Consider the following 21472-nt stretch of genomic DNA (forward strand, 5'->3'; position numbering starts at 1 on the left):
GCCGATGCTCAGCATTCAGGGCCTGTACAAGAGTTACCCGACGCCCCAGGGGCCGCTGCCGGTGCTGCGCGGCGTCGACCTGCAACTGGCCGCCGGCGCCAGCCTGGCGCTGATGGGCGAGTCCGGCAGCGGCAAGAGCACCCTGCTGCACCTGGTGGCCGGGCTCGACCGCGCCGATGCCGGCAGCATCCGGGTCGGCGAGCGGGCGCTGGAACGGCTCGACGAGTCCGCGCTGGCCGCCTGGCGGCGCAACGGCATCGGCCTGGTGTTCCAGCAGTTCAACCTGATCAGCAGCCTGAGCGTCGCCGACAACCTGGCCTTCCAGGCGCGCCTGGTGGGCCGTCACGACCCGCAGTGGCAAGGCGAGCTGAGCGAGCGCCTGGGCCTGGCCTCCTTGCTGCGCCGTTACCCCGAGCAGCTGTCGGTCGGTCAGCAGCAGCGCGTGGCCCTGGGCCGGGCGCTGGCGTCCCGGCCGCCGCTGCTGCTGGCCGACGAACCCACCGGCAGCCTGGACGAGCGCAGTGCCGACGAGGTGCTGGCGCTGCTGCTGGAGCTGCTGGCCGGCAGCCGTACCAGCCTGTTGATGGTGACCCACAGTGCGCGGGTGGCGGCGCGCCTGCAGCGCCGCCTGACCCTGCAGGGCGGGCGCCTGCTGGAGCCGGGGGCGGACTGAGATGGCCGTGCTCGGGTGGACCCTGCGTGCCCTGGCCGGCCATTGGCGGCGCCACCCGCTGCAGCTGTTCGCGGTGCTCACCGGGCTGTGGCTGGCGTGCGGCCTGTGGGCCGGGGTCCAGGCGCTCAACGGTCAGGCCCGCGACAGCTATGCCCGGGCCAGCCAGCTGTTCGGTGGCGATCGCCACTACGCCCTGGTCGCACGCCAGGGCGGGCTGTTCGACCAGCAGGCTTTCGTCACGCTGCGCCGCGCCGGCTGGCCGGTCTCGCCGCTGCTGCAAGGCGTTCTGCGCCTGCGCGGGCTGGAGCAGGAACGCCTGCAGCTGATCGGTATCGAGCCGCTGACCCTGCCCGCCGGCACGGGGCTGGCGGGCGCGGCGGGCGACCGCGAGCAGCTGGCCAATTTTCTCGGCCCGCCGGGGCGCACCTGGATCGCCGCCGAGACCCTGGGGCAACTCGGCCTGGCGCCCGGTGCCCGTCCGCTTAGCACGTCCGGCCGGGCCCTGCCGCCGCTGCAGATCCGGCCGGGACTGGCGCCCGGGGTGCTGCTGGTGGACATCGGCGAGGCCCAGCGCCTGCTCGAGGCGCCCGGGCGGCTGTCGCGGCTGCTGCTCGATGGCGACTTCGTCGCCGCCGGCAGGCAACTGCCGGCGGCGCTGGCCGCGCAGCTGGTGCTGCGGCGCAGCGACCCGGCGGCCGACCTGGCGCGCCTCACCGACAGCTTCCACCTCAACCTCAGCGCCCTCGGCCTGCTGGCCTTCGTCGTCGGCCTGTTCATCGTCCACGCCGCCTTCGGCCTGGCCCTGGAGCAGCGCCGCGCGCTGCTGCGCAGCCTGCGCGCCTGCGGGGTCAGCCTGCGCGGCCTGCTGCTGGCGCTGGTCCTGGAGCTGGCTGCGCTGGGCCTGCTCGGCGGCCTGGCCGGCCTGGCCAGCGGCTACGCCCTGGCGGCCTGGCTGCTGCCGGATGTCGCCGCCAGCCTGCGCGGGTTGTATGGCGCCGAAGTAGCCGGACAGCTCAGCCTCGCGCCGAGCTGGTGGTTGGGCGCGCTGGCGATCTGCCTGCTCGGCGCGCTGCTGGCCGGCGCCGCCAGTTTGCTGCGCGCCGCACGCCTGCCGGTGCTGGCGCTGGCCCAGCCGCAGGCCTGGCAGCAGGCCCAGGCGCGCAGCCTGCGCCGCCAGGCTTGGCTGGCCGCCGTCCTGGGGCTGCTGGCCGGGCTGGCGCTGTGGCTGGGCGACAGCCTGCAGGCCGGCTTCGTTGGCCTCGCCGCGCTGCTGCTGGGGGCGGCCCTGGCCCTGCCGGTGCTGCTCAACCTGCTGTTGGAGGCCCTGCTGCCGCGTTGCCGCGGGGCGCTGATTCAGTGGTTCGTCGCCGACAGTCGCCAGCAGCTGCCGGGCCTGGCCCTGGCGCTGATGGCGCTGCTGCTGGCCCTGGCGGCGAATGTCGGCGTCGGCAGCATGACCGAGGGCTTTCGCCAGACCTTCGGCTCCTGGCTTGACCAGCGCCTGGCAGCCGAGCTGTACCTGACGCCGACGGACGCAGAGCAAGGCGCGGCCATCGAACGCTGGTTGCAGCGCCAGGAACAGGTGCAGGCCGTGCTGCCAAGCTGGCGGGTCGAGCTGCCGCTGAACGGCTGGCCGGTCGAGCTGACTGGCATCCAAGAGCACCCCCACTACCGCGTGCACTGGCCGTTGTTGAGCGCCGCGGACGCGGTCTGGGAGCGCCTGGCCGCCGGCCAAGGCCTGCTGCTCAGCGAGCAACTGGCGCGGCGCCTGGGACTGGGCCTGGGCGCGCGCTTGAGCTTGCCCAGCCCGCGGGGCGACTGGAGCCTGGAGGTGCTGGGCATCTACGCCGACTACGGCAACCCCAAGGGGCATGCGCTGGTCGACGCGACGGGCCTGCTGCGTCACTGGCCGGGGCTGGCGCCGCGCAGCTACAGCCTGCGCCTGGCGAGCGACGCGGTACCGCCGCTGATCCAGGCCCTGCAGGCGCGTTTCGCCCTGGATGACAGCCGGCTGATCGACCAGGCTGCGCTCAAGGCCTGGTCGCGGCGGGTATTCGAGCGCACCTTCGCCGCCACCGCCGCGCTCAACAGCCTGACCCTGGGGGTGGCCGGCGTGGCGCTGTTCATCAGCCTGCTGACCCTGGGGCAGACGCGCCTGAACCAGCTCGCGCCACTCTGGGCGCTGGGGGTGGCGAGGGCACGGCTGGCCTGGCTGAGCGCCGGCCAGACCCTGCTGCTGGCCGCGGCGACCCTGTTCCTGGCGCTGCCGTTGGGCCTGCTGCTGGCCTGGTGGCTGGTGGCGGTGATCAACGTGCAGGCCTTCGGCTGGCGCCTGCCGCTGCAGGTCTTTCCCTGGCAGTTGCTGCAATTGTTCGGCCTGGCCCTGCTGGCGAGCCTGCTGGCGGCGGCCTGGCCGCTGTGGCGTCTGGCGCGCAGCACGCCGGCTGCCTTGCTGCGGAGCTTCGCCGATGAACGCTAGACGCCTCGGCCTGGCCCTGGCCGCGTCGCTGCTGGCCGCCTGCGAGGGCGAGCCGGCGTCGCCCCAGGGCTTCGCCGGACTGGGCAGCGCCGCCGAGGCGTTCGCCCGGGTCGAACCGGGACGAGTGCTGGCGTTCCCCGCCGACCACGCGGCCCATCCGGACTACCGCATCGAGTGGTGGTACCTTACCGCCAACCTCAAGGATCCGCAGGGCCGCGACTGGGGCCTGCAGTGGACGCTGTTTCGCAGCGCCCTGCAGTCGGGCGCCAATGCGGCGGACTGGAGCAACCGCCAGCTGTGGATGGGCCATGCCGCGCTGACCGGCCCCCATGGTCACCGCTTCGCCGAGACCTTCGCCCGTGGCGGCGTCGGCCAGGCCGGGGTGACCTCCGCACCGCTGCAGGTCTGGATCGACGATTGGCTGCTGCGCAGCCTGTCGCCGCAGCACGGCGATCTGGGCGAACTGCGGCTGCAGGCCAGCGGCCGCGACTTCGCCTATCGCCTGCGCCTGTCCACGGTGCGCGAGCCGGTGCTGCACGGCGATAACGGTTACAGCCAGAAGTCCGGCCAGGGCCAGGCGTCCTACTACTACAGCCAGCCGTTCCTGCGGGTTCGCGGTGAAGTCGAGCTGGACGGCCAGCGGCATCAGGTCAGCGGCCGGGCCTGGCTCGACCGCGAATGGAGCAGCCAGCCGCTGGCGCCCGATCAGCTGGGCTGGGACTGGTTTTCCCTGCACCTCGACTCGGGCGACAAGCTGATGCTGTTCCAGTTGCGCCACGCCGACGGCCAGCACTACCGCGCCGGCACCTGGATCAGTGCCGACGGCAGCAGCCAGGCCCTCGCCGAGGGCGATATCCAGATGGTCCCGCGCAGCCACAGCCGGGTCGCCGGCCGCCGCCTGCCGACCGCCTGGACCCTGCGTGTCCCGGCCAAGGGCCTGGCCATCGACAGCGTGCCATTGCATGAGCAGGCGTGGATGGCCACCCGCTTTCCCTACTGGGAGGGGCCGATCCGCTTCGCCGGCAGCCACGCGGGGGTGGGCTACCTGGAGATGACGGGCTACCGATAGGCCGCTCAGCCGCCGCGCAGTAGCCGCCACAGGCTGACCAGCACTAGGCCGCCGGCGGCCAGCAACGACAGCAGCAGGAGCAGCTGCCGTGGGCTGCGCTGGTCGATGCGTCCCTCCAGGCAGCGGGCCAGGCCGTAGCCGGCCAGCACCGCGGGCGCCAGCTTCAAGGCGCCGGCCAGCTGGTCGAGGGGCAGGCGGCCTTGGTGCAGCAGGACCAGCAGCGACAGCGGGGTGCTCAGCAGGAAGAAGGCGGCCAGTTCGTCGCAGGCAGCGACGCGGCTGCGCCCCTGGTAGACCAGGGCCATGGGCGGGCCGCCGACCGAGGTGGCGGTGCCCATCAGTCCCGAGCAGAAACCGGCGATGCCGAGGTTGCGCGGGCTGCATGGCAGGGCCAGCCAGCGGTAGCTGGACAGCGTGGCCAGCAGCACGCAGCCGCCCAGCAGCAGGCCGAGCCAGGCGGCGGGCAGCAGGCCGAGCAGCAGGGCGCCGCACCAGGCCCCGGGCAGGCGCCCGAGGATGGCCGGCAGCGGCCGGCGCCAGGCCAGCGGCTGGCGTTTGCCGAGCAGCATGCAGCAGGCCAGGACGAAGCCCAGCAGCAGGATCGGCCCCGGCACGTAGCCCGGGTCGAGGAGAAATAGCAGCGGCGCCGCGAGCAGGGCGAAGCCGATGCCCAGCAGGGCCTGCACCAGGCTGCCGCCCAGCACGATCAGCAGCGCCAGGCAGTCGATGGCAGCGTAGGTCATGGTCCCGGGACTCGGGCCGAGGGCCTCAGCGACCGCCGGCGCCGCTGCGCGACTGCTCGGAGTTCTCCACCAGCACCGCCTCGGCCAGCTGGTTGAGCTGCTGCCAGAGTTCGATGGAGATATCCATGCCGCCCTCCAGGGCGCCCTGGCCGGCGCGGGCGAACTGCTCGGGGCTGACCTGGCGGTAGCCGCTGCGCTGGCTGGCGTTGCCGTGCAGCTGGCCGAGCAGGTCGATGCGGGTGCTCAGCAGCAGGGTCAGGGTCTGGGTGTCGGCCGTGGCCGGGTCGACCAGCAGGGCCTCGCTATAGGTCGGGTAGGCGGCGCCGGCGGCGATGCTGGCGACGTGCTCGCTGACCGGCTGCTTGCCGTTCTGCCAGTAGGCCAGGCCGCTGATGCCCTGGCGCGCGCAGTCGACCAGCAGCTTGAGGACGAACTTGCGGTTGTGGCAGTTGCGCACCTTGACGTTGACGCAGCCCTGTTCCAGGGCCTTGGTCTCGGCCAGCTCGATGATGCTCGGCAGGCAGTTCAGGGCGCTGCGGCCGTGGCAGTCGAACAGCAGCGCCTGGCTCTCCTCGGCCAGCAGCTGCAGCGCCGGGCGCTCGCGGTCGGCGACGAAGGGCAAAGCCCGCTGCAGCTCGCCGAAGCCCTGCTCGCCGTGCACCTGCAGCCATTTGACCAGGGCGGCGGCGTCCTCGTAGTAGCCCACCGGGTAGCCCATGCCCTCGAACACGCGCTTGAGCAGGGCGGTCAGTTCATTCGACGAAATCAGCATCAGCACGTCTCCAGGGTCGGGGCCAGGGGCAGGAACCAGTCATCCTCGAACGGCTGGCCGATGTCCTCGAGCAGTGGGGCGCCCTGGAACATGGTGTTGCGCACCCACAGGCGCGAGCGCGGATCGAACTTGCTGACGCCGAAGAAGGCCAGCTTGCAGCGCAGCAGGTGCATCGGCAGCACGTCGCGGTCGAGCAGGTTGGCCTGGATCTCGCCGTAGTGGGTCTTGGCCATGCTCTGCATGCGCCGCACGATGCCGCGCTGCTCGGGATGCCGCAGGAGGAAGCTGGCGGTGCACTGCTCGGGGTGCTCGGCCAGGTAGGCGCAGAGCTGACGATGGCACTGCTGGGCCAGGAAGCCGATGCCCAGGGGCATCTGCTTGTCGCGCCCGCTCTCCAGGCTGCAGTTGCCCAGGCGCGGCTCCTGTTTCTCCTCGGAGCGGTACCAGAAGGTCTCGGTGGCGCCCTCGGCCTCGAAGTCGATGGCCAGGGCCCAGGCGTAGTGCTGCTCGATCAGGCTGCGCAGCTCGCGGGCCGGCATCTGCGGTTGCAGCTCCAGGGACTCGACCAGGGCGAAGCTGTCCTCCAGGTTGTCGACCAGCTCCGGGTAGAGTTCCAGCAGGATGCAGTTGAGCAGCTCCTGGGCCTGCAGGCTGAGCTGGCGCTCGGCCCAGGCCAGCAGCTGCGCCCAGCTTTCCAGGCGCACCGTGGCCAGCCAGTCCTGCAGGGCGGCGAAGTCCTCCAGCACCACCCGGTTGTTCTCGGTCTGCCAGGCGTCCTCGGTGACGGTCTGCTCGATGTGCAAGATGCCGCGCGCGACCAGGACGTGCAGGCGTGCCAGGCGCTCTGCGGTGACCTGGCCGAGGCTGCGTACCCGGGCCAGGGCCAGCTCGCGCATCTCGATCCAGCGGCCGACCAGCTGCGGATGGTTGATCAGGTAGGGCGCCATGCCCAGGCCGGTGGAGTTGCCGATGCCGAAGTAGCGCTTGAGCTGCGGCTGCAGCGCCACGGCGGTGTCCGGCGCGCGCCGGCGGGCGATGTGCTCGGCCTGCTGCAGGCTGAAGTTGCGCAGCATGAAGCAGTTGAACATCTCCGCGGCGAAGGGCCGGGCGAAGTCCGGGTGCTTGCTGCTGACCTTCTCCCAGTCGGCCATGCCCAGCTTGCCGCTGCCATACACCGCGGTGGTGCGGTAGAGGTAGCCGACCCGGGCGATCTGCTCGACTTGCGGCTGGCGGCCGGCGCTCAGCGCCTCGACCACGCTGTCGAAGTTGCGCACGCTGCGGTTGGCCCGCGACAGCACCATGACCCGCGAGTCCAGGCGCCCGGCTTCCTGCAGCGGCACGTTGCGGCGCAGGAACTCGACGTAGTCGTCGTCCACCTCGCCCTCGCACAGGGCCATGGTCAGGTCCCACTCGCTGGCGATCACCCGGTCGTTGCGCTTGTCCGGGTCGAGGTACTGGGAGAACAGCACGAAGCTGAAACGGTCGCCGTTGGTCTGGATACGGTAGATCACCGTGCCGTAGCCCTGGTCATCCAGGTCGAAGCGGCGCGCCTCGATCTGCCAGCCCTCGCGCATGATCTTGCGCACGAGGCAGCGCATGAAGCTCAGGCGGCTCTGGTGCAGGCTGCCGAGACGCTCCAGGTCCATGACCACATGGGCTGGACGCATGCGCAGGGTCTGGGCCCCGCCGCTCGCGGCATCGATGCTGGAAGGAGTGCTCATAGGCTTGCCCTCGACTGGTGCAGTGCACACCCGGCGGTTTGACCCGCAGGGTGCGGCAGATTGTTTTTATCTGCCGCCGATGGTGGTGCAAGGCCGGGCCTTGAGCAATTCAGATCGGCCTATCAGCTGATAAGTGAAACTTATATAGATGGTGGTTTCGATCAGCTGGAGCCATCGTCGGCCCGGGCCGGATTCAGCGCGTTCTCGCGCAGGATGAATTCATAGAGCGCCTGGGCCGCCACCGGCAGGGAGCGGTTGGCCAGGCAGACGATGCCGATGTCGCGGCTGACCAGTGGATCGCTCAGGGGAATGAAGCGCAGGCGCTCATGTCCCGCCGCAAAGGCGAAGCGCGGCAGGGTGGTGATGCCCATGCCGGCCTCGAGCATGGCCAGCAACGAGATCATGTTGGACATATAGAACTGCGAGTCGGTCACCAACTCCTCGGCCTCGGTGCCGGCCAGCAGACGCGAGGTGCCGTTGGCGATCAGTCGCTCGCCGCGCAGCTGCTGCCAGCCCAGCTGCGCCTCGCCGGCCAGGCGATGGTCGTCGCGGCAGACCACGCCGATGCTGTCCTCCCAGATGGGGGTGAAGCGGATGTCGCTGTCCGCCTCCCACAGGCTGGCGATGCCGAAGTCCACCTGCTGGTTCTCCACCATCGCCAGTACCGCCTCGGAGCTGTCGTCGAACAGGCTGACGTGCAGGTCGGTGGCATCGCCGATGAAACGGGCGAGGATGTCCGGCAGCAGGCGGCTGGCGATCGAGGGCACCGAAGCGATGCGCAGGTGCCCGGACTTGTGCTGGGCGATCAGGTTCATGTCGTTGACCACCCGGTCGTGGTGGGCGATCAGCTCCTTGGCGTAGACCATGAACTGTACGCCGAAGGGGGTCAGCTCCGGTCGCGCCGCCCGCGCATTGCGCTTCTCGAACAGGGCCTGGCCGAGCTTGCCCTCTAGGTCGCGGATCGACAGGGAGATCGCCGGCTGGGTGCGGTGCGCCTTCTCCGCCGCGGCGTGGAAACCCTGGAGCTCGGCGACCCAGACGAAATGCCGCAGTTGGGCGATCTTCAGCTCGGGCAGCATGGTAAGTTTTCCTTATCAAACAATATTTACTATTAATTTTAGTTTATTTCGGAGCGCGCCTACCATTCGGCTACAGCTTGAGAGGAGGCGCACATGTCCACTGATATCTTCCGCAACTACATCAACGGTGAATGGGTCACCGGCACCGCCAGCGTGAGCAACATCAGCCCGGCGAACATCCAGGACGTGCTGGGCCAGTATGCCCAGGCCGATGCCGGGCAGGTCGAGCAGGCCATCGCCGCGGCCCATGCCGGCCAGGCGCAGTGGCAGCAGAGCGGCCTCGAACAGCGCTACCAGGTGCTGATGGCCATCGGCGACGAGCTGATCGAGCGCAAGGCCGAACTGGGCGAGCAGCTGGCCCGGGAAGAGGGCAAGACCCTCGCCGAGGGCATGGGTGAAGTCTACCGCTCCGGTCAGTTCTTCCATTATTACGCCGCCGAAGTGCTGCGCCAGATGGGCGAGACCGCCGATTCGGTGCGCCCCGGCGTGGAGATCGAGACCCGCCGCGAGCCGGTGGGCGTGGTCGCCATCATCACCCCGTGGAACTTCCCCATGGCCACCGCGGCCTGGAAGATCGCCCCGGCCCTGGCCTTCGGCAACGCCGTGGTGTTCAAGCCGGCCAACGCGGTGCCGGCCAGTGCCTGGTCGCTGACCGAGATCATCGCCCGCCAGGGGCTGCCGGCCGGCACCTTCAACCTGGTGATGGGCAGTGGCGCCACGGTCGGTGACGCGCTGATCCACTCCAACAAGATCCAGGCCCTGAGTTTCACCGGCTCGGTGGAGACCGGGCGCAAGGTGGCCGCGGCCACCGCCGCCAACTTCGTCCGCTGCCAGCTGGAAATGGGCAGCAAGAACGCCCTGATCGTGCTCGACGACGCCGACCTGGAACAGGCCGTGGACTGCGCGCTGAACGGCGCCTTCTTCGGCACCGGGCAGAAGTGCACCGCCTCCTCGCGGCTGATCGTCACCGCCGGCGTGCACGACCGCTTCGTCGCCAGGCTGGTCGAGCGCATGGGCCAGCTCAAGGTCGGCTACCCGCTGCGCGAGGGCGTGCAGATCGGCGCAGTGATCGACGGCAAGCAGCTGGAGCAGAACCTGCGCTACATCGAGCAGGCCAAGGCCGAGGGCGCGGTGCTGGCCTGTGGCGGCGAGCGCATCGAAGAGGAGTACGAAGGCTTCTACATGCGCCCGGCGCTGTTCGTCGACACCCGCAACGACATGCAGATCAACCGCGACGAGGTGTTCGGTCCGATCGCCTGCGTGATCAAGGTCGATGACTACGAGCAGGCCCTGGCCACCCTCAACGACACCGACTTCGGCCTCACCGCCGGGATCATGACCCAGTCGCTGAAGGTCGCCAGCGACTTCAAGCGCCGCGCCAAGACCGGCTGCGTGATGGTCAACCTGCCGACCGCCGGCACCGACTACCACGTGCCCTTCGGCGGCCGCAAGAACTCCAGCTTCGGCCCGCGCGAGCAGGGCCAGTACGCCCGCGAGTTCTACACCGTGGTCAAGACCACCTACATCCGTGCCTGAGGGCGTGCGCCATGCATGACGAACTGATCGTGATCGACGGGTTGCAGTACTCCAACTGGTCCCGCGAGATCTTCACCCAGCTACGCGAAGGCGGCGTCAGCGCCGTGCACGCGACCCTGGTGTACCACGAGAACGCCCGCGAGACCCTGAGCCGCCTCGGCGAGTGGAACCGCCGCTTCGAGCAGCACGGCGACCTGATCATGCCGGTGGCCGGCGCCGCCGACATCCGCCGGGCCAAGGAGCAGGGCAAGGTCGGCATCTTCTTCGGCGCGCAGAACTGCTCGCCGATCGAGGACGATATCGCCCTGATCGAGGTGTTCCGCCAGCTCAACCTGCTGATCATGCAGCTGACCTACAACAACCAGAGCCTGCTGGCCACCGGTTGCTACGAGGGCAGCGACAGCGGCATCACCCGCTTCGGCAAGCAGGCTATCGCCGAGATGAATCGGGTCGGCATGCTCATCGACATGTCCCACAGCGCCGAGCGCAGCACCCTGGAGGCGATCGAGCTGTCGAGCCGGCCGATCATCATCTCCCACGCCAACCCGGCGTTCTTCCACCCGGCCAAACGCAACAAGTCGGAGACCGTGCTGCGCGAGCTGGGCCGCTCCGGCGGCCTGCTCGGCTTCAGTCTGTATCCCTTCCACCTGCACAACGGTTCGGACTGCAGCCTGGATCAGTTCTGCGACATGGTCGCGCGCACCGCCGACCTGATGGGCATCGACCATATCGGCATCGGCACCGACCTGTGCCAGAACCAGCCACAGTCGGTGCTGGAGTGGATGCGCAGCGGCCGCTGGTCGAAGCAGGTCGATTACGGCGAGGGCTCGGCGAGCAACGCCGACTGGCCCAAGCCGCTTTCCTGGTTCGGCGACAGCCGCGATTTCCCGCACATCACCCAGGGCCTGCTGCAGCGCGGTTTCACTGCGCAGGACACTGCCAAGGTGATGGGCCTCAACTGGCTGAACACTCTGGAACAGGGTCTCAAGCCTGCCCAATAACGGTCCTGAACAACCAACAAGTACAAGATTCTTGTCAGGAGGCTGTAATGAATAGCACCCAATCGGCTACCCAAACGGGAGCACCGGTGATGAGCGAGAAGAGCAAACTGCTGCACGGCGTGGATATCCCGGTGTTCCTCATGAGCGGCGGCTTCGTCCTGCTGTTCGCCATCCTCGCCCTGTGGGATATCGAACTGATGACCCAGTGGGTCAACGGCGCCTTCGCCTGGTCGACCAAGTTGTTCGGCGCCTACTGGCAGGTGCTGCTGCTGCTGACCTTCGGCATCGGTATCTACCTGGCCCTCGGCCGCACCGGCCGGGTGCGCCTCGGCGCCCTGGCCAAGCCTGAGATGCCGACCTTCACCTGGGTCTGCGTGATCATGTGCACCCTGCTGGCCGGCGGCGGCGTGTTCTGGGCCGCGGCCGAGCCGATGGCGCACTTCCTCTCGCCGCCACCGCTGCACGGCGGCGAGACCGGCACCCCGCAGGCGGCCTACAACGCGCTGGCGCAGAGTTTCATGCACTGGGGCTTCCTGGCCTGGGCGATCCTCGGCAGCCTGACCGGCATCGTGCTGATGCACCTGCACTACGAGAAGGGCCTGCCGCTCAAGCCGCGCACCTTGCTCTATCCGCTGTTCGGCGAGCGCGTCATGACCGGCTGGTTCGGCGCCCTGACCGACGCCTGCTGCGTGCTGGCGGTGGTCGCCGGCACCATCGGGCCGATCGGTTTCCTCGGCCTGCAGGTGAGCTTCGGCCTTGAGAAACTGTTCGGCATCAGCAACGACTATGGCACCCAGGTCACCATCATCGGCGTACTGGTGGCGGTCTACACCCTCTCGGCGGTGTCCGGGGTGGCCCGCGGCATCCAGTGGCTGAGCCAGATCAATGTGGTCCTGGCGGTGGCGCTGATGCTGTTCATCCTGCTGCTGGGGCCGACCGGCTTCATCGTCGACGCCTACCTGCAGGCCATGGGCATCTACCTGGACAAGTTCATCCCGATGGCGACCTTCCGCGCCGATCCGGCCTGGCTGGACTGGTGGACGGTGTTCTTCTGGGGCTGGTTCCTCGGCTACGGCCCGCTGATGGCCATGTTCGTGGCGCGCATCTCCCGCGGTCGCACCCTGCGTGAACTGGTGCTGACCATCTCGGTGGTGGCGCCGCTGATCACCTGCTTCTGGTTCACCATCGTCGGCGGCAGTGGCCTGTCCTTCGAGCTGAGCAACCCCGGCTCGGTGTCCGAGGCCTTCGCCGGCTTCAACCTGCCCGGCGCCTTGCTGGCGATCACCGCGCAGCTGCCCCTGGGCTACCTGATGTCGGTGCTGTTCTTGATCCTCACGGTGATCTTCGTCACCACCACCGGCGACTCGATGACCTACACCATCTCCATGGTGATGACCGGCACCGACCACCCGCGCGCCGAGATCCGCGTGTTCTGGGGAGTGATGATGGGCGTGGTGGCGGCGCTGCTGATCTCCATCGGGGCCGGCGGCATCAGCGCGCTGCAATCGTTCATCGTCATCACCGCCGTGCCGGTGTCGCTGATCCTGCTGCCGTCGCTGTGGAATGCCCCGCAGATCGCCCGGCGCATGGCCGACGAACAAGGGCTCTAATCCCCGCAACTTTCGAGGGAGCGTGGCGCAAGCCGCCTCCCTCTTTTTTATTCCTCTCTCGAACCAGGAGCACGCCATGAAACAGGCCGTGAAGACCCAGCTGTTCCCATCCAAGGCCCCGCTGGAGTGGGCGGTGATCGGCAACGGCACGCTGTACACCGCGCAGATCCCCATCGACGTCCAGGGCCAGGTGGTGCCTGGCGGCATCGAGGCGCAGACCCGCCAGACCCTGGACAACCTCAAGCACACCCTGGCGTGCGCGGGCCTGGGTCTGGACGCGGTGAACCAGGTGCTGATCTACGTCACCGACCGCAGCTACCTGGCCACGGTCAATGCGGTGTATGCCGAATATTTCAGCGCGCCCTACCCGAACCGAGCGGCCATGGTCATCGCCGGCCTGGCCCGCGAGGAGATGCTGGTGGAGCTGGTGGTCTACGCCAGCGCCTGATCCCGGCATCTGCATGGCGTGCCTGGGCGGTGATCCCGCCGGGTGCGCCGAGCGCCTTTGGCGCTCACCCGCCTTGTCGGCCGACCGCGCCGACCAAGGTCTCTTCTCCCCCCGCCTGCGCAAGCGCCCACTGTCCACAAGACAGGCGGCGTTTGCCACCGCCGGCCGGCCCGTCGCCGGCGCAGCGTCTACCGTTAATGCTCTGGGCAAGGGAAGGCTCCTTGAACCGCGCGTTTGTCTTAGGCGCGCGCCGTGGCCAGCTTGTGATTCTCGCCCAGCGCAGGCAGCATGCAGCCTGCGCTGGCGGGCCTGACGCGCCAGTGGGCGAGGGGCCGGGCGGCGAAACCCATGGTTTCGACTGCACGCCATCGCATCAATTGAGCCGAAGGAGCGAGCAAGTGCGTGCAATCCGAGCCAAGCTGTTGCGCAACCTGGATTGGCGAATGGCGCTCGGCGCATTGCTGCTGTGGGCGCTGCTGGCTGCAGCCGTGGCCTTCGTCGCCGGGCGCAGCGAGCGCGAGCGTGCGCTGCAGCTGTTGCACAGCGAGCTGCAGTCGCTCAGCCAGCTGCGTGTCGAGTCACTGGCGCGGCAGATCGACCGGCGTCGCCAGCAGGTGCGCCTGCTCGCCAGGACACCCCCGGCCCTGGGGATGGTGGCGACCAGCCATCAGCAAGGCTATGACGCGCTCGGCCGGAGTTCCTACGAGTCGTGGCAGAGCCGCCTGGAAACCATCTTCAGCGCCTTCGTCAGCACCACCCCCGACGTGTTGCAGGTGCGCCTGATCGGCGTCGCCGAGCAGGGCCGCGAGCTGATTCGGGTGATCCAGCGCAAGGGCCGGGTGCAGGTGCTGGCGCCCAGCCAGCTGCAGCCTCGCGGCGATGCCGCGTACTTCCGCGAAGGCGTGCGCCTGCAGGACAACGAGGTGCATGTCTCCGACATCGTACTGAGCCGCGAACACGGCGACGAGCGATCGCCCCTGGTGCCGACCATGCGGGTGGTGACCCCGCTGTTCGACGACGCCGGCGAGCTGTTCGGCATCGTCCTGGTGGACCTGGATGCCGGCCGCCTGCTGGCCACCATGCAGACCGGTCCGGACGAGAAGCAGCTGCGGGTCTATATGACCGACCAGAACGGCTATTTCCTCCTGCACCCGGACCCGCACAAGGCGTTTGCCTTGGAGCCAGGCCGGACCTGGCGCTGGCAGGACGAGTTCCGCGAGCTGGACTCTCCGGCCGCCTCGCGCAAGCTGCAACTGTTGCAGAACGCCGCCGCCCAGGCCTATGCGGTGACCCGGCGCTTGCGCCTCAACCCTGGCACCCGCGACGGCCGTAGCCTGACCATCGCCATGGCGGTGACGGAGGCGCCAGTGGTGGCCGCCGTGGCCAGCGCGCGTCGCACGGCCTTGCTGGCGATGCTCGGTGGCGGCCTGCTCGCCGCCTTGCTGGCGTTCGCCTTTCAACGCCAGCGGCGCACGCTTTACCGCCGCCGCGCCGAGCTGGCGGCCATAGTCGGCGGCGCCCAGGATGCGATCATCGGCACCGACCTGGCTGGCGTGGTCAGCAGCTGGAACCCGGCCGCCGAGCGGATGTTCGGCTATGCCGCCAGCGAGGCCATCGGCCGGCCACTGGCCGCGCTGATCGTGCCGCCGGAGCTGAGCGAGGAAGATGCCGCGATTCACCGCCTCGCCGCCGGCGGCGAGCCGGTGCCGGGGATCGAATCGGTGCGTCGGCGCCGCGACGGCAGCGAGTTTGCGGTATCCCTGCTGGTCACGCCGATCATTTCCCAGGCAAACGGCGTCGCCGGCCTGGCCGACACCATTCGCGACATCAGCGCGCAACGTCTGGCCGAGCGCAAGGTCCGCGAGATGAACGCCGCGCTTGAGCACCAGGTGGCCGAGCGCACCCAGCAGACTCAACGCCTGGCGGCCCTGCAACAGGCGATCATCGCCGACGCCGGTTACGCCATGGTGGCCACCGACCCGGACGGCCTGATCACCCTGTTCAACCCCGCCGCAGAGAAGCTGTTCGGCTATGCCGCCGAGGAGTTGCTGGGGCGCCAGACGGCGCTGCTCTGGCACGACGGCCAGGAGCTCGCTGAGCGCGCCCAGGCGTTCGCCCGGGAGTTGCAGCAGCCGCTGGAGCCCGGGTTCGAGGTGCTGGTGGCCAAGTCGCGCTGTGGCCTGGCCAATCAACACCAGTGGTCGGTGCTGCGCCAGGACGGCGTCAGGCTGGCGGTGTTGCTGGATATCAGCGCACTGCGCGACGAGCACGGGGGCATCCAGGGCTATATCGCCATGGCCTCGGATATTTCGCGGCAGCAGCAGAGCCAGCGCGAGATGCTGGCCCCCCGGGATCAGCTGGCCAAGCTCATCGAGGTCGCCAGGCTCGGCATCTGGACCTGGGTACCGGACGATGATTCGCTGATCTGGAATGCCCGCATGTTCGAGATCTATCAGCAGCCGCCGAGCCTGAACGGGCAGGGGCTCAACTACGCTTATTGGCGCTCGCGGGTCCATCCCGAGGACATCGAGGCGATGGAGGCGGCGCTGCAGGCGGCTGTCGAAGGGCGCGGGGAGTATGCCCCGGTGTTTCGCATCGTTCTGCCGGATGGCCAGATCCGCCCTATCCAGGCCGGCGCCTATGTGGAGCGGGACGAAATGGGTCGGGCCCTGCGCGTTACCGGCATCAATCTCGATATCAGTGCGCGGCGCCAGTTCGAGGCGACCCTGCACGGTGCCAGGGAACAGGCCGAGGCAGCCGCCCAGGCCCTACTCGGCAACCTTGACGACATCCTCGACTTCTCGAAGAACGAGGCGCAATCCCTGACGCGCGATCCCCTGCCGTCCGTCCTCGATCGCCAGCGCGCGTCGGCGCCCGAAGGCGGTGGTCCAGCCGCGAGCAAGGCGCCACCGGCCGCCAGGCCTGCGTCGGCGGCCCGGCCACGCGGGCTGTCGGGACTGCGCCTGCTGCTGGTCGAGGACAATCCGACCAACCAGCTGGTGGCCCGCGAGCTGCTGATCAGCGCCGGGGCCGAAGTGGCGGTGGCCGGCGATGGCCGGGCCGGCATCGCCGCGGTACAGGGGGCCGCTCCGCAGTTCGATGCGGTGCTGATGGACATCCAGATGCCCGGCATCGACGGTTACGAGGCCACCCGCGAGCTTCGCCGCCGCTACACCCGCGAGCAGCTGCCGATCATCGCCATGACGGCCAACGCGATGCCGGCCGACCGCGCGGCCGCGCTGGATGCGGGGATGAACGAGCATGTCGGCAAGCCGTTCGAGCTGGCGACGCTGGTGACAGTGATCCGGCAACTGACCGGGCGGGGCGCCGACGCTGCGCCCGTGCCAGCAGTGGCGCCGGCGCGGGCGACGCGCAGGGTGCTCGATGACGAGGCCGCGTTGCACCGATTCGGCGGCAACCGGCGGATCTACCAGCAGGCGCTGGGCAAGTTCAGCAGCGATGCGCAGGTGCAGCTTGCCGAGCTGGCCACAACGCTTGAGCCGGACCGGGAGGGGCTGCTGCGCCAGCTGCACAATCTGAAGGGGTTGGCCGCGACCATCGGCGCCGAGACATTTGCCGCGCTGGCCGCCGACGCCTGCAAACTGCTCGCCTCGGGCTGTTCGCAGGAGCGCTGGACGGCCGTGCGGGCGGCGCTGATGGAAGCGGGGCAGGGCGCGGCGAGTGCGGCGCAGGCGCTGCTCGAGGCCGCAGCCGACCCGGCCGAGGTGGCCGCTGTGGCACCGCCAGCGGCGGCGATGGATGACGAGGTCGGCAGAAATGAGCTGTTGGCGTTGTGGCGGCTGCTCGAGGCCAATAACATGGACGCCCTGTGCGTCTACGATCGACTGCACAAGCATTATCAGGGGGCGTCTGTGCACGCATTCAAGCAGCTCGGCGAGGCGATCGAGCAACTCGATTTCACCGCGGCAGCGGCACAGTGCCAGGCGTTGTTGGAGAGCAGGGAGGGGGCATGAGCATAGGCGGCGAAGGACCAGGCCCCTACGACCTCGGCGGCAGGCGTGCGCGCCTGCTGGTGGTCGACGACGAACCGGTGTTCGTCAAGTTGATCCACCAGCTGTTTTCCGCCGAACATGAGGTGTTCATGGCGACCAGCGGCGAGGAGGCCTTGAGGATCTATGCCCGTTCGGCCCCCGACCTGATTCTGCTCGACGTCAAGATGCCGGGCATGGACGGACTCGAGCTGTGCCGGCAATTGAAGCGCTTGCCAGACGCCCGCGCGATCCCGGTGATCTTCGTCACCGGGCACGAGTCGCTGGACGAGGAGACGGCCTGCTGGAACGCCGGTGGCGTCGACTTCGTCAACAAGCCGTTCAATCCGCTGACCCTGCGCAACCGGGTCAATGTCCACCTGGCGCTGAAGTTCCAGGCCGATCGCCTGCGCGAAATGGCCTTCGTCGATGGCCTGACCGGGATCGCCAATCGGCGGCAGTTCGAGGAGCGGCTGGGGCAGGAGTACCGGCGCAGTCGGCGCAACCGCACCTCGCTGGCCCTGCTGCTGATCGATGTCGACTTCTTCAAGCCCTATAACGATCGCTATGGCCACCAGGCCGGTGACGAATGCCTGCGCCAGGTGGCGGCGTTGTTGAGTTCGAACATGCAGCGCCCAGGCGACCTGGCGGCGCGCTACGGTGGCGAGGAGTTCGCCTTCCTGCTGCCGGAGACGGATGCCAAGGGCGCGCGGGTCATCGCCGAGCGCCTGGTCGAGGTGGTGCGCCAGCTCAACCTGGAACACCTCGACTCCAGTATCGCCGACGTGCTGACCGTGAGCATCGGTGCGGCCGTGCTGGACCCGGACTCGAGCGATTCCTGCGGGGCGCTGATCACCCAGGCCGACGCGCAGCTCTATCGGGCCAAAAAGCAGGGGCGCGGGCGCGTCTGCTGCAGCCTGACCTCAGAGCCGCGTGCTGAAGCGGTGCGGCCCTGATTCCGGCCAGCCAGGCCCTGGGCACGCCGCGCGTCTGAACCTCAAGCCAGTGCGTATTCCTCGCCGATCACCGCCGGGTCGAACGGCTGGCGGCTGAACACGCGCTGAACCATGGGGCGGAAATGCTCCAGGCTCGGCGTCGGGTAGGCCGGGTCGAACGAGGCCTGGTCCCATTTCTCGCAGAAGTCGACGCACAGCTGGTAGGCCGGATGGTCCTTGTAGCGGTCCCGCTCGTTACGGTCGCCGCCGAAGTGGTGGGCGTAGTAGAAGTTCTGGAACAGCCCGTGGTGGTGCAGCACCCAGGTGACCTCGCCACGCACGTAGGGCCTGATGACCGAGGCCGCCAGCTGCGAGTGGTTGTAGGGGGCCAGTTCGTCGCCGATGTCGTGAATCAGGGCACCGACGATCATGTCCTCGTCGGCGCCGTCGGCCTCAGCGCGCGCGGCGGTTTGCAGCGAGTGCTGCAGGCGACTGACCTGATAGCCGCTCAGGCTGTGCTCCAGTTCGGCCAGGGCCTTGAGGATGCGCTCGGGCAGGTTCTGGTTGAACTCGGTTTCCAGGCGGTCGAGGAATTCGTACTCCTCGGCGGTGCCGTCTTTCATCTGGGTGAATTGCACGCTGTTCATCAGGCGACTTCCTTGATGGTTTTGAGCTGGATAAGGGTGCTGGCGTAGCGTTCGCGCGGGCCGTCGAGGTCGATGTAGCAGCCTTGCAGGTGTCTTGGACCCTCGGATGGATCGAAGCTGCTGCGTCCGTGCAGCACCCGGCTGTTGTCGAACAGCATCAGTTCGCCGGCGCGCAGGGGGAAGCGGATCTCGTAGGCCGGGTCGCAGAACAGCTCGCCGAGGCGCTTGCGCGCACGGTGATAGGCCTTCATCTGCTCGATGGGCAGAAGCGGCAGGCCATCGAGGCGGGGGCTGTAGTGCATGCCCAGCGTGCGCCCGTGCTCGTCGGTCTTGATGATCGGCTTGTGGCTGACCAGCTCGGTGCCCTTGTCGATGAAGCGGTATTTGACCGAGGTGTCCTTGAGCAGCCGATAGCCCTGCGGATCGGTCGCGGCCAGCTCACGCACCACGCTGACGCTGTCGACCAGGGTCGACAGGCCACCGCTGGTCTCGTTGACCAGGCAGTGCAGCAACTGGATGCCCGGCACCGGGTCGCGGTAGGGGTTGTCGGTATGGGGGCCCAGGTGCACGCCGGTATAGGCCAGGTCGTTGGCATCGGGCCTGGAGTAGACCTCGAAGTAGCGGCCGAAGTTGGTTTCCTTGAGGTAACCGAACTGGGCGGCCACATCGAGAATGCTCTCGGGTTCCGTGGGTACCTGGGTCAGGACGATGAAGCCGTAGCGCAGGTAGGTGTCGAGCGCTGCCAGGAACTGCTCGGGAACCTGCATGTTCGGCCAGCCGAAGCGCACCGAGCGCTGATCGAGGTTGCTGTCCCAGCCCTGGGCGGCCGGAAAGGCGTCATCGGCATCCAGCTCGGCCTGCAGGAACGAGAAGTCATACAGGGAGCGGTGACCGTCGCTGAACTCGAGCCGTGCCTGCCGCGCGCCGACCGGCTCCACGGCAAGCAGGGCGATTTCCGGATCGATGGCGTGGGAGTCGAACAGGCGCTGCTGGGTCTTGTGATCCAGTTGCGTGGGGTCCTGGCTGCGCTCACGCAGCCAGAGTGCCGGTAGCTCGGTGATTGCGCCATCGGCGCGGACGCTTACCGCGGGTGGAGCCTGCTCGAAGATGACCTCAATGTTTTTCATCGCCTGTATCCCGTGATGCAGATGCTGTGTGGGGGGCAGTTGTTCGAGCGCTTTCGCTGGCGCGCCGAGGCCAAAGTCGCTGCATTGCCTGGCCGCTCTTCGGCGGCTTCGTTGCACCCTACCCATGCCATGGTTGTCGCAGGTGGTAAGCGAATGGTCGCATCTGGCGCGGTGGCGGCCCAGCCGCGTTAGTTGATGCACAGGTATGCAAAAATTTTATGGGAAGTCGACCGCGCCCAAGGCTGGGCGGGTCGCTCGGCCGGCATTGCCGCGCGCCTTTGCGGCGCGCAGCAGAGGGGGCGATCCGGCGCTGTTCGCGGGCCGAGCCCGCTTGGGGCGCACAGCCGCAGTGAGGGGGCTAGCCGCGTTCGGGGGTGACGACCGCGTTGGGACCACGCGGGCTGGGGCGGGGTTCGCTCATGCGCCCGCTCTTGGCCCGCGCACGGGTGCCGCGGGCCTCGTGGAGGTTCTCGGCTAGCGAGTTGAGCTGGGCGCATTCGATCAGGCGCAGGTTGTGCACCTCCGGCACGGGTTGGCCTGCGGCCTTCATGCCGGTCAGGCGCGCCCATACCGCGCGTTTCTTGCGCACCTGGTGTGGCTGGAAGCGATCGAAGTCGCGAAAGCCGACCGGCTCGGGCTGCACCTCGATAGCGCCTGCAGCGAGCGCCGCCTGATAGAGCTCGAGGCCGCGCCGGGTGCGCACGATGATGCCGTTGAAGCCTTCATCCTCGCCGCTGGGCCCGCCTCCGGGCCAGACATCCGAGGCGGCCAGGTCGGCGCTCTCGCCGATGGCATCCGCACAGATCTTGCAGCGTGGCTGCAGCATCCATTTGTCTTCTTTTTCCCACATCGACTGGTAGGTCAGTTCGAAGGCCTGGCCGCTCTTGGTTTCCAGGCGGGTCAGGCCCGGGTTGCCGTTGCCGCGGTAGCGGAACAGGCTGAGTTGGCCCTCCTGGAGACCGAACTGGGCCAGTACCTCTTCCGACTTGGTCAGGTCCGAGGCGCCGCCGCAAACCAGGGTCAGCGCGTACTTCATGTACTGGTCGACGCGCGGGTCCAGCCGGGCCAGGTTGCGCACCGCCGTGATATCGCAGGGTTTGGCAATCAGGGCGAAGGGCTGGCGGCGCTCGAGGATTTCGTTGAAGTCGAGCAGCGGCGCCGCCGGGCCGTAGCGCGAGCCGGCACCCTCGAGGACCGCGGCCGCATCGAAGCTGAGACGGCGCTCGCTTCGCATCGGCTGCTGGCGCGAGGCGCCGACATGCAGAATGAAATCGACCCGTCCGCTGCTCAGCAGGAACTGCCCCAGTGCGGTCAGTACGCCGCCGGTGGAGGCGCGAAAGCGCACCAGCGGATCGCCGGCGTAGCCGATCGCCAGCCGCTCGGCCGCGCCCCAGATCAGGTCATGCTGGGCATTCGGCGATTGGCTTGCCGGCTGGGCGCCCTCGATGCGCGTGCCGGGGCAGACGGCGTTGATGCGTTCAAGCGTCGTCTCGCTCAGGGGCGCATGCACCAGCGGCCGTTCGCGCCCCTCGGGGGTAAGTACCAGGCTGATCTGTTGCGGCTCGGCAATGGTGCGGCACAGGCCGCAGCCGATGCACAGGCCGTTCTCGACTATTTCTTCAACGGCGAGGGGCATCCGCGTC

General features: G+C 68.7%; 16 protein-coding genes. 9 read left to right on the forward strand and 7 right to left on the reverse strand.

Features of this window, described 5'->3' with window-relative positions; genetic code table 11:
- The first annotated feature begins 4 nt into the window (after positions 1-4).
- Genes ACSX1D_RS06235 through ACSX1D_RS06245 form a run of 3 tightly spaced genes read left to right on the forward strand, consistent with a single transcriptional unit; the run spans position 5 to position 4221 of the window.
- Positions 5-673, forward strand: coding sequence for an ABC transporter ATP-binding protein (locus ACSX1D_RS06235; protein ID WP_439861436.1), 669 nt, complete (start codon positions 5-7; stop codon positions 671-673).
- 1 nt (position 674) lies between these two features.
- Entirely contained in the window at positions 675-3152 is a 2478-nt protein-coding gene (locus ACSX1D_RS06240) for an FtsX-like permease family protein (RefSeq protein WP_439861437.1), read from the forward strand.
- Positions 3142-4221, forward strand: coding sequence for a lipocalin-like domain-containing protein (locus ACSX1D_RS06245; protein ID WP_439861438.1), 1080 nt, complete (start codon positions 3142-3144; stop codon positions 4219-4221). Before ACSX1D_RS06240 ends, ACSX1D_RS06245 begins: the two co-directional genes overlap by 11 nt.
- A gap of 5 nt (positions 4222-4226) precedes the next feature.
- Here the strand turns inward: ACSX1D_RS06245 and ACSX1D_RS06250 are convergent, their stop codons facing one another.
- The 4 genes from ACSX1D_RS06250 to ACSX1D_RS06265 form a co-directional block, all read right to left on the reverse strand.
- Positions 4227-4964 carry a TSUP family transporter gene (locus ACSX1D_RS06250; protein ID WP_439861439.1) on the reverse strand — a complete coding sequence of 246 codons (738 nt, stop codon included), beginning with the start codon at positions 4962-4964 and terminating at the stop codon, positions 4227-4229.
- Positions 4965-4989: 25 nt separating this feature from the next.
- Positions 4990-5736, reverse strand: a complete 747-nt coding sequence (locus ACSX1D_RS06255; RefSeq protein WP_439861440.1) for a DUF3726 domain-containing protein — start codon at positions 5734-5736, stop codon at positions 4990-4992.
- Positions 5736-7457, reverse strand: coding sequence for a hypothetical protein (locus ACSX1D_RS06260; protein WP_439861441.1), 1722 nt, complete (start codon positions 7455-7457; stop codon positions 5736-5738). The genes ACSX1D_RS06255 and ACSX1D_RS06260 overlap by 1 nt, the downstream gene beginning before the upstream one ends.
- A gap of 161 nt (positions 7458-7618) precedes the next feature.
- Positions 7619-8536 (reverse strand): LysR substrate-binding domain-containing protein, encoded by a 918-nt coding sequence (locus ACSX1D_RS06265; protein ID WP_439861442.1) that lies wholly within the window; start codon positions 8534-8536, stop codon positions 7619-7621.
- A 93-nt stretch (positions 8537-8629) separates the two neighbouring features.
- On the opposite strand from ACSX1D_RS06265, the gene ACSX1D_RS06270 reads away from it, so the two are divergent.
- From ACSX1D_RS06270 to ACSX1D_RS06295, 6 genes are all read left to right on the forward strand, one after another.
- Complete coding sequence (locus ACSX1D_RS06270; RefSeq protein ID WP_439861443.1) at positions 8630-10072, forward strand: aldehyde dehydrogenase family protein; 1443 nt, start codon at positions 8630-8632, stop codon at positions 10070-10072.
- Between the two features lie 11 nt (positions 10073-10083).
- Positions 10084-11073, forward strand: a complete 990-nt coding sequence (locus tag ACSX1D_RS06275) for a membrane dipeptidase (RefSeq protein ID WP_439861444.1) — start codon at positions 10084-10086, stop codon at positions 11071-11073.
- 47 nt (positions 11074-11120) lie between these two features.
- Entirely contained in the window at positions 11121-12683 is a 1563-nt protein-coding gene (locus ACSX1D_RS06280) for a BCCT family transporter (protein WP_439861445.1), read from the forward strand.
- Positions 12684-12759: 76 nt separating this feature from the next.
- Positions 12760-13131, forward strand: a complete 372-nt coding sequence (locus tag ACSX1D_RS06285; RefSeq protein ID WP_439861446.1) for a RidA family protein — start codon at positions 12760-12762, stop codon at positions 13129-13131.
- Positions 13132-13529: 398 nt separating this feature from the next.
- Positions 13530-17105, forward strand: coding sequence for a PAS domain S-box protein (locus ACSX1D_RS06290; RefSeq protein ID WP_439861447.1), 3576 nt, complete (start codon positions 13530-13532; stop codon positions 17103-17105).
- Positions 17102-18076 (forward strand): GGDEF domain-containing response regulator, encoded by a 975-nt coding sequence (locus ACSX1D_RS06295; RefSeq protein WP_439861448.1) that lies wholly within the window; start codon positions 17102-17104, stop codon positions 18074-18076. Before ACSX1D_RS06290 ends, ACSX1D_RS06295 begins: the two co-directional genes overlap by 4 nt.
- A 41-nt stretch (positions 18077-18117) precedes the next feature.
- On the opposite strand, the gene ACSX1D_RS06300 is transcribed toward ACSX1D_RS06295, so the two are convergent.
- The 3 genes from ACSX1D_RS06300 to ACSX1D_RS06310 form a co-directional block, all read right to left on the reverse strand.
- Entirely contained in the window at positions 18118-18702 is a 585-nt protein-coding gene (locus tag ACSX1D_RS06300) for an HD domain-containing protein (protein WP_439861449.1), read from the reverse strand.
- Positions 18702-19829: a TauD/TfdA family dioxygenase gene (locus ACSX1D_RS06305; RefSeq protein ID WP_439861450.1), complete on the reverse strand. Its 1128-nt coding sequence runs from the start codon at positions 19827-19829 to the stop codon at positions 18702-18704. The genes ACSX1D_RS06300 and ACSX1D_RS06305 overlap by 1 nt, the downstream gene beginning before the upstream one ends.
- Positions 19830-20187: 358 nt before the next feature.
- The gene (locus ACSX1D_RS06310) at positions 20188-21465 is read right to left on the reverse strand and encodes a Coenzyme F420 hydrogenase/dehydrogenase, beta subunit C-terminal domain (protein WP_439861451.1); all 1278 of its coding nucleotides are present in this window, start codon (positions 21463-21465) and stop codon (positions 20188-20190) included.
- Positions 21466-21472 lie beyond the last annotated feature (7 nt).

This window comes from Pseudomonas sp. MBLB4136, assembly GCF_051904765.1.
Lineage (GTDB): Bacteria > Pseudomonadota > Gammaproteobacteria > Pseudomonadales > Pseudomonadaceae > Aquipseudomonas.